This is a genomic window from Mucilaginibacter sp. P4_G9, from assembly GCF_056400985.1.
Map to the genome: position 1 here is coordinate 1 of NZ_JBFUKF010000111.1, position 14,827 is coordinate 14,827.

General features: G+C 40.1%; 12 protein-coding genes. 7 read left to right on the forward strand and 5 right to left on the reverse strand.

Annotated features, from left to right (window positions below):
• From AC1DPZ_RS11825 to AC1DPZ_RS11855, 7 genes are all read left to right on the forward strand, one after another.
• Positions 1-1,462 (forward strand): tetratricopeptide repeat protein (locus AC1DPZ_RS11825; protein WP_477403488.1); only part of this gene is annotated, 1,462 nt, incomplete at its 5' end.
• Between the two features lie 101 nt (positions 1,463-1,563).
• Positions 1,564-2,523 carry a FecR family protein gene (locus AC1DPZ_RS11830; protein ID WP_477403490.1) on the forward strand — a complete coding sequence of 320 codons (960 nt, stop codon included), beginning with the start codon at positions 1,564-1,566 and terminating at the stop codon, positions 2,521-2,523.
• A gap of 206 nt (positions 2,524-2,729) precedes the next feature.
• Positions 2,730-6,128: a TonB-dependent receptor gene (locus AC1DPZ_RS11835; protein WP_477403492.1), complete on the forward strand. Its 3,399-nt coding sequence runs from the start codon at positions 2,730-2,732 to the stop codon at positions 6,126-6,128.
• A 10-nt stretch (positions 6,129-6,138) separates the two neighbouring features.
• On the forward strand, positions 6,139-7,770 hold the full coding sequence (locus AC1DPZ_RS11840) for a RagB/SusD family nutrient uptake outer membrane protein (RefSeq protein ID WP_477403494.1): 1,632 nt from the start codon (positions 6,139-6,141) through the stop codon (positions 7,768-7,770).
• Positions 7,771-7,810: 40 nt separating this feature from the next.
• Positions 7,811-8,947, forward strand: coding sequence for a SusE domain-containing protein (locus tag AC1DPZ_RS11845; RefSeq protein WP_477403496.1), 1,137 nt, complete (start codon positions 7,811-7,813; stop codon positions 8,945-8,947).
• A gap of 68 nt (positions 8,948-9,015) precedes the next feature.
• Positions 9,016-10,176, forward strand: coding sequence for a glycoside hydrolase family 76 protein (locus AC1DPZ_RS11850; RefSeq protein ID WP_477403498.1), 1,161 nt, complete (start codon positions 9,016-9,018; stop codon positions 10,174-10,176).
• A gap of 62 nt (positions 10,177-10,238) precedes the next feature.
• Positions 10,239-11,315, forward strand: a complete 1,077-nt coding sequence (locus tag AC1DPZ_RS11855) for a glycoside hydrolase family 76 protein (protein ID WP_477403501.1) — start codon at positions 10,239-10,241, stop codon at positions 11,313-11,315.
• Positions 11,316-11,384: 69 nt separating this feature from the next.
• Here the strand turns inward: AC1DPZ_RS11855 and AC1DPZ_RS11860 are convergent, their stop codons facing one another.
• From AC1DPZ_RS11860 to AC1DPZ_RS11880, 5 genes are all read right to left on the reverse strand, one after another.
• Positions 11,385-11,636, reverse strand: a complete 252-nt coding sequence (locus tag AC1DPZ_RS11860) for a hypothetical protein (RefSeq protein WP_477403503.1) — start codon at positions 11,634-11,636, stop codon at positions 11,385-11,387.
• Positions 11,633-12,097 (reverse strand): lysozyme, encoded by a 465-nt coding sequence (locus AC1DPZ_RS11865; RefSeq protein ID WP_477403505.1) that lies wholly within the window; start codon positions 12,095-12,097, stop codon positions 11,633-11,635. The genes AC1DPZ_RS11860 and AC1DPZ_RS11865 overlap by 4 nt, the downstream gene beginning before the upstream one ends.
• A complete protein-coding gene (locus AC1DPZ_RS11870; RefSeq protein ID WP_477403507.1) occupies positions 12,081-12,323 on the reverse strand; it encodes a hypothetical protein in 243 nt (80 codons plus the stop codon). The genes AC1DPZ_RS11865 and AC1DPZ_RS11870 overlap by 17 nt, the downstream gene beginning before the upstream one ends.
• A gap of 87 nt (positions 12,324-12,410) precedes the next feature.
• Entirely contained in the window at positions 12,411-13,508 is a 1,098-nt protein-coding gene (locus AC1DPZ_RS11875; protein WP_477403509.1) for an acyltransferase family protein, read from the reverse strand.
• Between the two features lie 186 nt (positions 13,509-13,694).
• On the reverse strand, positions 13,695-14,669 hold the full coding sequence (locus AC1DPZ_RS11880) for an acyltransferase family protein (RefSeq protein WP_477403511.1): 975 nt from the start codon (positions 14,667-14,669) through the stop codon (positions 13,695-13,697).
• Between the last annotated feature and the right edge of the window lie 158 nt (positions 14,670-14,827).

The following is a 14,827-nucleotide window of genomic DNA, read 5'->3' on the forward strand; positions in this document are numbered from 1 at the left end:
GGGTTTAACCATGTATTATAGTTACCATATGAAAGAGGCATTAGCTTCGTTTAAAGAAGCGGCCCGATTTGCCCCCTCTTCGCCCATGACCTATTGGGGGCAGGCATTAAGCATGGGCCCTTACTATAATGCTAACGTGTATATTGTGCCAAAAGGATTGCCCGCGGTTTTAAAAAAATTAAACGCGAATGCTAATAATGCAACCGAAAAAGAAAAAGCACTCATCAGGGTTATGAAGCTACGGTATCCGGTGGGGCAGGAACAAACTACCCATGATGAAAAGGCTTATGCGCAAGGTATGAAGAAGCTGATATCGGTGTATCCCGAAGACGTGGACATAAAAATGCTATATATAGATGCCGTAATGCTGATGCACACCTGGGATTTTTGGAATACCGATGGATCCTCAAAAGAATGGACACCAGAACTGGTTGACCTGTGTAAAAGTGTTTTGAAAGCAAACCCCGAACACCCTGCTGCCTTGCATTATTATATTCACCTGGTAGAGGCATCCCGTAATCCCGGTGCGGTTATGGCAAATGCCGAACCTTTAAAAAGGCTGTTCCCTGGTGTAGGGCATATGGTTCATATGGCGAGCCATGTTTACCAGAGAAACGGATTGTATTTTCAGGGGGTAGATGCTAATGACAAGGCCAATAAAAGTGTCCTTGCATATTATTCAATTGCAAAAAATATTTCTCTTGCTAAAGCCATACCGCACCTGTACGCGGTGCAAACTTATTGTGCTTTTAGTGGGGGGATGTATGCAAAAGGCATGGATGCTGCTTTACATTGCCGGAATAGCGTTTCGCCTGCGCCGGATGATAATTATTCGCAGTATTTGTATATGATGCCAGTGTTTACCATGGTGCGTCTTGGTAAATGGGATGAAATACTGAAGGATAATGTTGAACCAAACCCAGGTTGGGCTTATGCCCAGGTGCTGAAAAATTTTGCAAAAGGATTGGCCTTTATTTATAGCGGTAAGCCGGATTCTGCCAGCAGGCAGCTAATGTTATTGCGGAGTAATATTAATAACCCTGTTTTAAATGGCCGGCGTATTCCTTTTAATACCGCTTTAGAGGGAGCCACTATAGCAGAAAACATACTGGCCGGGGCAATTTTATTGGCACAAAACAAATATGAAAGCGGTATTGCGTACCTTAACAAGGCGGTAAAAGTAGAAGATAATATGATTTATGCCGAGCCTGCCGAATGGCCTATACCGGCACGGCAATTTTTAGGAGCCTACCTTTTAAAAAACGATGATAATACTTTGGCAGAGCAGGTTTACCGGGAAGACCTGGTACACAATCCGGGTAACGGATGGTCGTTATTAGGTTTGTATCAAAGCCTCAAGGCACAAAACCAAAAAGAAAAACTGGCGGAATATAAATCGGGCTTTCTCCGTTCGTTTTCGCATGCAGATGTTGTGCCGGCAAGCTCAGTTTTTATGAATTGAATTGAATTTTCTCCAATGGGCAGAGTTTAGGAAGAATCAAAAAAAACTTTAAACTTCTTTGGGGGGTAGGGCATGTTGGATGCATCCTGCATATATAAACCATGAGAAAGTTTAATTTCAGGAAAAAGCAGATCGCCGCGAAGGACCAATCTTTGCAGGAAGAAATCGTAAATCAATATTTTGATGAGCTTGATTTGGGCAATGCGCCCGAAGTTAACAACCATGGCGTTGAATTTAACAGCGATGAGGTATACAACCGCATCACTGCACAAATTGATGGATCGGGCAAAATTAAAACCTTTAAAAAGCAATGGCTTGTTGCTGCTTCCCTGTTTGCCGGTTTATGTTTCTCGGCATATATTTATCGTAATAACATTCTTGATTATTTATCTCCCATCGCTAATAAACAAATTGCCGCAGCTAACGGGAAAATAATAAACGTAACGCTGGCAGATGGCACGAAGGTTTGGCTTAATGGCGGCAGCAAGCTAATCTATCCCGAAAAATTTCGCGGCGATAAAAGAGAGATCACTTTGGTAGGTGAGGCATTTTTAGATGTGGCCCATAACACCGAAAGATCGTTCATTGTGCATACCGGCACCATCCGTACCCAGGTACTGGGTACAAGCTTTAATGTAAAAGCCTACCCCGAAGATCATTTTGTAAAAGTTGATGTTTTAAGCGGTAAAGTAGGTGTTATCGGCGCGGCCAATAATGCAAAAAGATCACAAACCATTTTTTTAACTCCCGCCCAGGAGGTAGTATTTAACAGGGATAACAACCAGGCAGTTAAAAAAGAGATGGTGGATGTACAGGTGCTCACAGCCTGGAAAAACGGCGACCTGGTATTTAAAAATATGCCGCTACCCGAAGTTTTAAATACCATTGAGCACCGCTTCAATGTAAAAGTTAATGCCGATATCAATTTAGTGAAGTGTTCTATCTCGGCCAATTTTACCAATGTATCCTTAGTAAATATTATGAAGATCATATCTAAGCTGGTGAAAGGTAAAGCCATACAGGAGGGATCCGGCTATCGCCTGAGGGGTAAAGGCTGTTAAATTAAACCGATTAGTAAAAGATATAACCAATTATTAGCTAACCTAAATTAAAATAAGAATGATGACATAAATACATAAAAAAAACCCTGATCAAAGGGATTTGAACAGGGTTGCTTAAAATGCCAGGTTAATAATAAGTGCAACGTTTCGAGGTCCAATTCAGAACAAAGCACTTCAATTTCAAACACTTTAATTATCTCAAATCTATGAATATATCTCTATTTTCAAATGGAGTAGTTCGTTATGTAATAATATTAATGAAATTTACCTCGCTCGCCTGCTTTGTTGTTTGCTTTACGTGCCTCTCGGCCGTTGCAAATGATTCATTTGGTCAGAAATTTTTAGAGGTATCAGTTACGCTTAAGCTTAAAAACTCAAAGCTTACTGATGCCCTTGATAAAATTTCGGCCGATAAACATATAAAATTTGCTTACGCAGACAATGTACTGAAGCCGGAATACAGGGTGACTTTAAACGCCAAAAATAAAAGCATCAAACAGGTGCTTAATGAGGTGTTAACTCCATTTAACCTCAGCTACAAAATTATTGATGATGTAGTTGTTATCGACGAAAAAACCGAGCTGGAAAATAATCCGGGAGGTATACAGCAGGCCCCGCCGGTCCCTATTAAAATAACGGGCAAGGTAATCGACGAAAATAACCTGCCATTCCCTGGTGTTGGTATAAAAATAAAAGGAACCTCCACAGGTACTATTACCAATACCGACGGAACCTTTACGTTAAACAATGTAGGCAGCGACGAGATCCTGGTATTCAGTTTTATTGGCTATACGCCCAAAGAAGTATCTGTAAATAATCAAACTACCATAAACGTGCAGCTATCACCTGAACGTACTTCGTTAAACGAGGTTGTTGTGGTTGGTTACGGCACACAAAAACGCGCCAATATTATCGGCGCAGTCGATCAGATCTCATCAAAAGCTATCGAAGGTAAGCCATCGATAAATTTAACCCAGGCTTTGCAGGGTACATCGCCAAATCTTATAATTCAGCAAACCAATTCGGAGCCCGGGGCTTATGCCAATATTAATATTCGCGGTGTGAGCACGCTGGGTAATAATAGTCCGCTGGTTGTTATAGATGGTATAACCGGCGGCGATATCAATTTGCTTAACCCACAGGATATTGAAAGCGTTTCTGTATTAAAGGATGCGGGTAGCGCAGCCATTTACGGTTCAAGATCGGCAAACGGCGTGATATTAGTTACTACTAAAAAGGGGAAGAAAAATTCAAATACGCAATTAAGCTACAATGGGCAGGCTGGTGTGCAGGAGCCGCATGTAGGGTACAAGCCGGTGCACAGTTATGAAAATGCCATCCTTAGGAATGAGGCTGTTGTGAATGCTGGTTTGCAACCTATCTATAGTCCGCAGGATATCCGTAATTTTCAGCAGCAGGGCGATCAGCAATGGTTCCTGGATGCTATTTTAAAGAATGCTGTACTGCAAAATCATAACCTGGCTTTAACAGGAGGTAATGCAACCTCATCATACCTTGTATCGGCAGGGGTAACAGATCAGCGCAGCAATTTGGTTGGACCAAATTATGGGTTGCGCCGTTACAATTACCGGATAAATTTAAGCAGTGAGTACGGTAAGCTAAAGCTTACAAGTATCCTGTCGTACTCACGCACCGAAATAAAAGAACATTCCTACAATACATCAACCCTTATAGTTGACGCGGGCAGAACACCCACCTATTATAAAATAAAAGACGACCAGGGCAGGTACCTGACCAATGATGTGCTAACAGAGTTTAACCCGCTTGGAATATTAGAAGCAGGTGGTTACCGCAAACGCGATAACGATAACATATTTGGTAATTTAAACGCCGAGYTGGCCATCACCAAAGATTTTAAACTGAAAGGTGTTTTTGGTGGAACGCTTTTAGCAAATCACATGTTTGGCAGGGTGATAGAGGTTGACTATTTCCCGAAAGGGACTTATGGTGCCGACAGGAATACCAATGATGATAACAACAAAAACCTTTTCCTGAACACACAGGTAATAGCGGAGTACACCAAAACATTCCACAAATCGCATAATGTTAATGTGTTGATAGGGGTGGCTAATGAATCATCAACCAATCAAAGCAATTACCTGCGTCTTAAATATACCGACCCGGAACTTGGTACTCCTGTTACAGGAACCATCATCGATCCATCATCATCGGCAACCAATAACAATACTACCGAAAGCAGCCTGAACTCTGCTTTTGGTCGTGCCGGTTATAATTTTCAGAATAAAATTTACGGTGAGTTTAATTTTAGGATAGATGCTTCATCAAAGTTCAATACGCAAAACCGCAATGCTTTCTTTCCTTCCGGATCTGTTGGTTACAGGATTACTGAAGAGAATTTCATGCAGCATTACCGGGACAATTATGGCGATCTGAAATTAAGGGCATCATATGGTATTTTGGGCAACCAGAATGTGGGCGATTACCAATACCAGCGTACCTATGGCCCGTTCCAGAATGCGTACGGTTTTAATAATTCTGGCGTAGGTGGTACCGAGATTAAATTTGCCAATCCCGATATCCGCTGGGAGCGGGCTGCAACATTGAATATAGGTGTTGACGCTGGTTTCCTGAAAAATACATTAAATATTGCGGTTGATTATTTTAATAAAGAGACGAGAGATATTTTATTGCCACCAATAGTACCTGGTGTGTATGGTGCGCAGGTACCTGACTATAATGCCGGTAAAGTACAAAACCGCGGATGGGAGCTAACCGTTAACTACCGTTTATCAGGCAAAAACTTTAATCACTCTTTCTCCTTCAACGTAGCCGATACCAAAAACAAAGTATTATATCTTGAAGGCGGCGACCAGATAAAAACCTATGATGAATTGCAGTTGATTAATAAAGTTGGTTTGCCAATTGGCTCATATGTTGGGTTAAAACGCGATGGCTATTTCCAAAACCTGAATGATATTGTTAACGGGCCAAAACCTGCCGGTTTAACTGTTTCGCCAGGTGATAACCGTTATCTGGATGTTAATAAAGATGGAATTATTGATGATAACGACAGGTTTGTTTTAGGGAATGGTTTCCCTCGTTTAACTTTTGGGTTTACCTACAATGTCACCTTTAAAAACTTCGATTTTAACCTGTTTATGCAGGGGGTAGGCAAACGTAGCATGTTTGTACGTGGCGAACAGGTTGAGCCATTTCACTTTAACTACTCACAAGTGATCTATCAGCACCAGTTGGACTACTGGACACCTCAAAATCCAGATGCCCGTTATCCGCGGCTTGCTGCCGCCGGCAGCCAGTCAAATACCAACAACTTCAGGCGGGGATCTGATATGTACATTTTTGACGGTTCATACCTGCGCGTTAAAAACGTGACTTTGGGATATTCATTACCGCAAAGTGTTGCCAAAGCCATAGGTATGCATAAGGTTAGGGCTTATGTGTCTGGTCAAAATATGCTCACTTTCTCAGGTATGAAATTCCTTGACCCCGAATCAACCGAGCTTACCAGTAACGCCAATGTACCACAAGGTGGCGGTGCAAATAGTGGCAGGTCTTACCCTACGCCGATATATTATGGGTTTGGTATTGATGTAACATTATAATTTATTATACATGAAGAAATTAACAATATATAGAACCTTGTTTTTTATGGCCCTGGTAACTGTTATAGTTTCGGCCTGTAAAAAACTCGACCTGGCGCCGGTAAATAAATTTACCGATGCCAATTTTTGGACAACCGCAGAAAAAGCAAAGAGCGTGTTAAATACTGCCTATTCACAAATGTTCCGCAGCGATTATTTCTTTTATAACGAAGGAATGAGCGACAATGCGTATAACAGCCGCGGCGATGCCAACGGGGTGGCGTCGCTTGCAGCCGGAACTTATGATCCTTCGTTGGGGCGTATTAAAGAGGAGTGGGGATACCACTATGCAGGCATCAAAACCTGTAATATATTTTTGGAAAATGCGGATAGGGTAACAGCTTTGGATGCCGGCCTTAAAAGCAGGATGAAGGCCGAAGCCAGGTTTATTCGTGCTTATCATTATTTTCAACTGGCTACCTGGTTTGGTGATGTGCCTTTGTTTGATAAAGACGTCACTATTGATGATTCAAAAACAATTGCCCGCACGCCAAAAGCCCAGGTAATTGATTTTGTATTGAAAGAACTTGATGAAGCGGCAGCGGCATTGCCGGTTAACACAGCGTATGCTGTAGCCGATAGGGGCCGAATTACCAAAGGAGCCGCCATTGCGCTCAAAGCAAGGGTTTACCTTTATGACAGTCGCTGGCAGGATGTTGCAACTACCTGCGAAAAACTGATCAACGATAATGCCAATGGTACCTACAGCTTATTCCCATCATACGAGGGATTGTTTTTACCGCAAAACGAGTATAACAGCGAGGTGATATTTGACCTGGAGTTTGTACCTAACGACAGAACATACAGCCAGTTTTTTGATTTTGCACCATTGGCTGTCGGTGCCCGTTTAAACGCCCTTGCCCCAACGCAGGAACTGGTTGACAGTTACCTGATGGATAATGGAAAAAAGATTAGCGAGGCCGGATCTGGCTATAATGAGGATAATCCGTACGTAAACCGTGATCCAAGGATGACTAATACGGTTGTTTACAATTTATATAAATGGAAAAAGGCTGATAATAGTATCCAAACCATTTATACCAAACCCGGATCTGATCCCGGTGCGGATAAACTGGATGAATATGCACCCGGCAAAGTAAGTTCACCAACAGGTTACTACATCCRCAAATATTACGACCCYACATCTGCCGTAAATTTCCAATCGGGTCTAAATCTGATCCTGATCCGCTATGCTGATGTACTGCTCATGTATGCCGAAGCTAAAAATGAACTTGGTCAGATGGATGCCGGTGTTTGGGATAAAACCATAAAAGCCATCCGCTCGCGTGCCGGGTTTACTGATGCGCCTGCACTTAACTTTAGCGGCGCGGCACAGGCCGATCTGCGTAATATCATTCGTAACGAACGCCGTAGTGAATTGGCCATGGAAGGTCTGCGGATATTCGATATCCGCCGGTGGAAAACAGCCGAGGTGGTATTGAACGGCTGGGCGCATGGAGCCAAATTTGGTCCGCTATCTGTTGATAATGGGTACATCAGGGCTAATCTGCGCAGCTTCGATAAAAGTAAAGCTTACTTATGGCCGGTACCACGCGATGAGCGTGCTGTTGATCCAAATCTTACTCAAAATCCAGGTTGGTAGTTCAATAATTATTTATAAAAAATTATAATCAATTAAGATCATGAAAAAAATTACTTTCTGCCTTATGGCAGGCATATTGGCATTAATAATTGTATCCGGCTGTAAGAAAGATAAAACCCTTAACCACACAAAGGTATCGGCAGTAAATAACTTTTTTGCCCCGGCCGATAACAAATTTATAAAGCTTGACCCTGCATCGGCTTCAGCATCATTTGAGTGGGAGCAGGCACAGGCCGAAGATAACGGCCTTGTAGTATATGAGGTTGCTTTTGATAAAGCTACCGGCGATTTCTCAAAACCTTTATATACTATGCCATCAGACGGTAACGGCTTATACAACAAACTAACCATCTCATTTAAAGACCTGAACAAAATTGCCGACCTGGCAGGAATCCAGCCACAGGAAACAGGTAAATTAAAATGGACGGTAATGTCATCAAAAGGTATCAACGTACAAAAAAGCAGCTTGTCTCGTACAATTGAGGTTGAGCGTGCTGCCGGTTTCAGTGAAATTCCTGCCGATCTTTATTTAACCGGAACTGCTACCGAAGGCGGTGATGACTTGGGTAAAGCCGTGCACTTAAAGCAAACATCTACCGGTGTATTTGAAGCATACACTTCTTTAAAAGCCGGAACATATCATTTTGCCGAGCGTAACACGGGCACACCCGCAACTTATTCAATTGATGGTGTAAAGTTATTAAAGGATGGCAGCACTACAGTTACAGGCGATACCAAAGTAGAAAAGGTAGTAGTAGATTTTACGACAGCGTCGGCAACTATAACACAGGTAGTATCTGTAGGTTTATGGTTTGCAGCCGATAACAAGATCTGGTTTGATCTGCCTTATAAAAGTAATGGTCAATGGGAAATTGATAATGCATCTGTCGTGTTTCACCAGGAATCATGGGGAAGGGATGAACGTTATAAATTCCGTTTTACTTTAAAGGATGCCGCAGGTGTAACTACCACACAGTTTTACGGAAGTACAAATTCTGACAATAACCGACCGGATGCCAATACAGCTGCATCATTTTATTATATGGTACCTGTTAACAGTTCGCAATATGATTACTGTTTCAAATTTACAGGAGCAGCCGATAATAAAACGGCTGATATAGTGGTGGATTTTAGTGCCGATGCTAAAGCCTATACTCACAAGGTTACTGTTAAGTAATAAAATTATATGTTGTGCACCTGCGGTTATAAGGAGGTGCACAACAATAAAACATTTAACTATAGTTTATGAAGATCATAACTCACAATATAAAACGGGTAGTATTGGCTGGCATGGTTCCGTTGATGCTTACCTCGTGTTTTAAGGATAAACCCTTTCCGCTTTATGGCAACAAGCCAACTGTTACGGTAGAATATAAGTTTGCGGCCACCGCCGATTCTTTACAGGATAAGATTTATAGCAGCTATTTATCGGCCAACGGAAATTATTTTATTCAGAATAATGCGGGAAACACCAATTACAATTATTGGCCACAAGCGCATACGCTTGATATTTTTACCGATGCTTTTTTACGAACTAAAAATGAGGTTTATAAGCAACGCATGAAGTCATTACTAAACGGTACGCGCGCCACCAACGGTAATAAATATCAAAACGAATACTACGATGATATGGAATGGCTGGCCCTGGCAAGTCTGCGTGCTTATGAAGCCACGAGTGACAATGATTACCTGGATGCTGCCAACACCTTATGGACGGATATAAAAACCGGCAAGAATGATAACCAGGGTGGGGGAATAGCCTGGCGCAAATCGCAACTTGATTATAAAAATACGCCAGCCAATGCACCGGCTATTATATTTGCCTGCCGCCTGTATCGCTTAAAAAACAATGCCGCCGATCTTACATTAGCCAAAGAACTTTACACATGGCTAAAGGCAACATTGGTTGATCCGGCAAGCGGCATCATCTGGGATGGAATAAATGGTAACCATGACGGGCAGATCAGCAAGAATAAATTTACCTATAACCAGGGAGTTTATATGGGCGCTGCTTTGGAGCTTTATAAGGCAACCAATAATGCCGATTACCTGGCCGATGCGGTACGCAATGCTACAGCTACTATAAATGACACCGATATCTCTCCAGGTGGATTGTTGAAATCAGAAGGGCAGGGCGATGGAGGCTTGTTTAAAGGGATTTTGGTTAGATACCTTACCTTGTTGATCCAGGAATCCGCGGTAGGTGCCACAGATCGTGATGCCTATGTTAAGTTTTTGAAATATAACGCGCAAACCTTGTATACAAAAGGCATCAGTCGCCCGGCGCTTTTTGTGAGTCCCGACTGGAAGAGCCAGCCATCTGCAACTACCGATCTGACTACTCAATTGAGTGGCGTAATGATGATAGAAGCCGCCGCCGTATTAAAGGCCGATGGTAAGTTTTAAATTTGAAATGTCTTCCGGGCATTAATCCCCGGAAGACATTTTTACCGATCCTATCCATACCTATGAAAAACATTATATCAGCCATATCTTTTTGCCTGGCAATAGTTTTAAATGCTACCGCCCAAACTACTGCCGATTATAAAAGCCGGATTGCCATCATCAATAAAAATATTTATGATAAGTTTTATGATAAAAAGGCAAACCTGTATTTTGAAACAAATGATCCGGTAACCAATAAGGGTAATCATTCGTTCCTGTGGCCATTGTGTGCCCTGGTTCAGGCTGCTAACGAAATGGAGGCCGGCCACCCATCAAAAACATACATAGCCCCGGTTATGAAAGCTATTGATCAGTATTACTCAGCCAAACCGCCGGTACCAGGCTACCAGGCTATGGTGGTAAAGGAAAAAGTGGATTCCCGTTTTTATGATGATAACGAGTGGGTGGCCATTGCTTTGATGGATGCTTATGCCCGTAACCATAAAAAGGAATACCTTCGTACTTCCGAAATGATATACCGTTTCCTGCTATCGGGCTATGACATGGTTGGCGGCGGCGGTTTTTACTGGGTTGAAGGGAATAAAAAGGGAAAGAACACCTGTTCAAATGGTCCGGCTATTCTTGTTGCCCTGCAGCTTTACCAGGCAACCCATAAAAAGGCCTACCTGGATACTGCCATTGTAACTTACAACTGGACAAAGCAACATCTGTTATCGCCCAAGGGCATTTATTATGATGCGATAAGAGTACCATCGATGAAAGTTGATTCGGCTTATTATACGTATAATGCGGGTACTATGCTGCAGTCGGGTGTGATATTGTACAATATCACTAAAGAAAAAAACTATTTAGATGACGCTCAAAACGTAGCCAAAGCCGCCGAAAAGCATTTTTATAAAAACGGCAGATTACCCGGTAACTATTGGTTTAACGCAGTATTGCTTCGCGGATATATTGAGTTGTATAAGGTTGATAAAAACAAGGCTCAATTAAAATTCCTTGTAGATGATGCCAACCGCACCTGGACCGAAGAAAAAGACGAGCAAAATCTTTTAGGTCCTAAAAAAGTAAAAACATTAATTGACCAGGCTGCCATGCTTGAGATCTATTCAAGGCTGGATAACCTGAAGTTGGATTAGCAGGTAAGGACATGTTTATTTTTTATCGGAAAATGAACATGTCTTAATTTTATGTCCATTTTATGTTTTTCAGGATTTTCTATTGTCTTTCAGTTCCCGTACTTCCTGTTGCAATATGGCCACTTCACCCTCGAGGACTTTCAGTCTTATCTCGTTGACGCGGTTTTGAGTTTCCTGGGTTGCTCGTACATCTTTTATATCGCCTTTTAGCTGGAAATAGGTTGTCATAACCGATACAACAATACTTATTGTACTAATGATAGTTACCGTGATGTTCTTAAGGGTAATGCCCCTTATTTCGTGTTGTTCAAGCGTTGTCATAGCTGTTTAAATAAATTAATTTCTTTTGCCCTGCGTTTTGTTAAAGTATCGCAAACCACTTTTTTGCCGGTAAGCGGATCTGTGATCTTATTCCAGGCCGAAAAGCATTCGGCAGCGGCTGCATAATTTTTGAGGTTGAGTTTTTTTAACAGGGTTGATTGTTTTAGGGCCCCGGTACCTTCATTGTAAGTGAAGGAAACCAGCGCGTCGAACTGGTTTTGAGTAAGCGGCACATGCACAGATTTGTTTACGGCGTTTTCGTACTGCTCAAGCGTTTTACCAAAAAGCTCATCTGCCTGTGCTTTGGTAATTGGTTTGTCGGCTGCTTTTATAGCCTTGCCATCAGCATAACTGGTAGAACCGTATCCAATAGTCCATACACCGGCTACATCTTTGTATGGATGTAATACTAAACCTTCAAACGTTTTAATCAGTTTAGTTCCGTTATTGCTTAGTTTCATTGTTAATTGTATTACCAGGTTCGGATTGTTTTACTGCAAATTGGGCAACGGCAGCTATAGTGGTGCCAACGGTGGCCATTATGGCGGTAATTATTGGAGGTATAATTCCAATTCCGGTTAACGAAACCGAAAGGGTTACCAACCCAGCACCTAAAATCTGTGCTTTTTTAAAAAATAAGGGCGTATCACTGGTGATACGTTGCCAGAACGTGTATTTTTTTTCCATGATTGTTGATTTGTTTTGATGGTATGACCCTAGTATTCGGAGTAATCAACTATACCTTCGTTATATTGTTGATCTCGATGAAGGATTTTATTTAAACATTTCCTTAAGCCTCAAAAACCTTGCTTCAAAAAAGTGGTAAGAGAGGTAAGCAATTATAAAGAGAGCCGGAACATTCAAAAGCAACGAGTCAGCATACTTGAATGAGTTTCCCCAAGGCTGTTTATATAAAAATAGTTGTTGCCATATATAAATACTGTAAGATAACACGCCTAATCGAATCAACCATTTGTTTTTTAATAGCATACCTAAAAAATCATCCGAATTGATTATAGTCAGATAAATAACGAAGGCGATTATTGTAGAAAATATTATTGAAGTAACATAATCGCTATAAATAAAGCCTGTAATTCTGAATGCCATAGCAATTATTAATAATATAAAGCTTAAGTAATGATTTGATTTGATTTTAACCGTTGGCACAATTTCTTTAAACATTAATATTGAAAGTAATGAACCAATTAAAATTGACGCAGTTCCATTTTCAAAAAGATTGATTAATAAAAATGTAATTTTATGAATCAAATAATTACTATAAAAAATGCCAACGTTATGAAATCCTAAATACTGCAACAGCGGGACCGATATAATAACAAGAAAAATAAGCCGAACATAATTTTTAAAACTATAGACAAGGATAACAGGGAAAATAACATAAAATTGTTCCTCAACAGCTAAAGTCCAAAAGTGTCCGTTAAACCAGTTTTCCCTATAGTTTAAATGAAAATTCTTAACGTATAAAGCAGATGCAATGAATGAACCGGAGGACAGGTTAAGGCTAAGAAGATAATTAAGAAGTAATAGTACTGCTAAAAATAAATAAGCAACCGGCAAAATTCTTAATATCCTTCTGATATAAAATTTTTTCAAAGACACCTCCCCATTTTTAAGCTTTTCTTTAAGCAATAAGGACGTAATTAAAAAGCCGCTTAAAACAAAGAAAATCTCTACACCAACGTTGCCCAAATTAAATACAGTTAACGGCGTGCGTATAAAGGAATGACCAAATAAAACAGTTAATATCGCCACGCCTCTTAAGCCATCCAATACAGGAATGTATGATTTATTTAACGTTTCAGGAACTTTTATTTTATCGGAATTAAGCCAGTCTTTTACATTTAACTTCAATGATACAAAATTTTAGGCATTCTTAATTATTAGTCCTTACATAGATATCTTCAAATTCGTATCGATAAACTGTTTGACATTTATATATTGTATCATGTCAACTACACACAACCCATTCAGTTAAAGTCAAGCCATCCTCTCACCGATACTATGTAATTACATCTTATTTTATGAAATAAAAAAATGCTAAGGTGCAATCTCATCTTTATGTAAGTTGATGCTTTTTGAAAGTTTTAATGCAGGTTTCTCGATCAATACATAAAATAGATACGCAATTAAAATAGAAAAGGACAGGCAAGCAATAGCGATTATACCTGAATTTTTTAATGAAGAGCTTAACAATCTAATTATTATTAAGCTGGCGGGTATGTGAACAAGATAAAGGGAGTAAGAAATGTTACCTAAGAAACTTAGTATAGCAACCTTAGCATCCTTTTTGTAAAGAATTAAAAAAGCTACAGTCAAAGCAGGAACTACGCCACCTATAGTCGACTTTGCCAAAATTATATAAGTGCTAAACAAAACAAACACGATCCAAAACCACCTTCGATTTAACAAGTTAGTGTACGCCAAAAAAGCGATATAACCAAAAGCAAATTGATAAACATTGCCAATTATTATAMCTTTTACGGTATACTTAATGCACAAAGCACTAAGTAGTAAAATAATTAATATAGACAGCGAAATATGTAAACGACTTAATACTGGATAAAGCAAGCCAAGTATTATGTAAAATTGAAATTCTATCGAAAGTGTCCAGAAAATCCCACTATACCATTCCGCTGACTTTATAAATGGAACAAGATAGGTTAAATGTAAGAAAATGGATTTCAGATTAAGAGCAGAAAGGGGCAGGGGAATTAATATAAACAGTAAAACTATACAACACCAATACGGCGGGTCTACCCTAACACTTCTCTTAAGTATAAAACTAAAGAAGTCTTTTATTTGATATTTTTTTTTAAATAGTGAATAAGGCAAAATAAAACCGGAAATGACAAAGAAAATCACAACACCCTGTTGACCGTTAATAATTAAATAATCAAAAAAGGGATTGATTTGAAATCCGGTAGACATTTGTATGTGTACAAAACAAACACCTAATGCTGCAATAGCCCTAAGTAAAACGATACTGTTAATTTTTGTATTTTGTTCTGACATTTTGAACGCAATATAAAATTATAAAGCGATTTACAACCTGGTTTCTATTATCTCGAACGAATAAAATGGATAATCAATTAATTCAATGGCAAACCCTTGTATTTTGGTTACTTCATTTACAATCTTTTCCGCATCGTTTAGAGAAAATTCAACTGCCA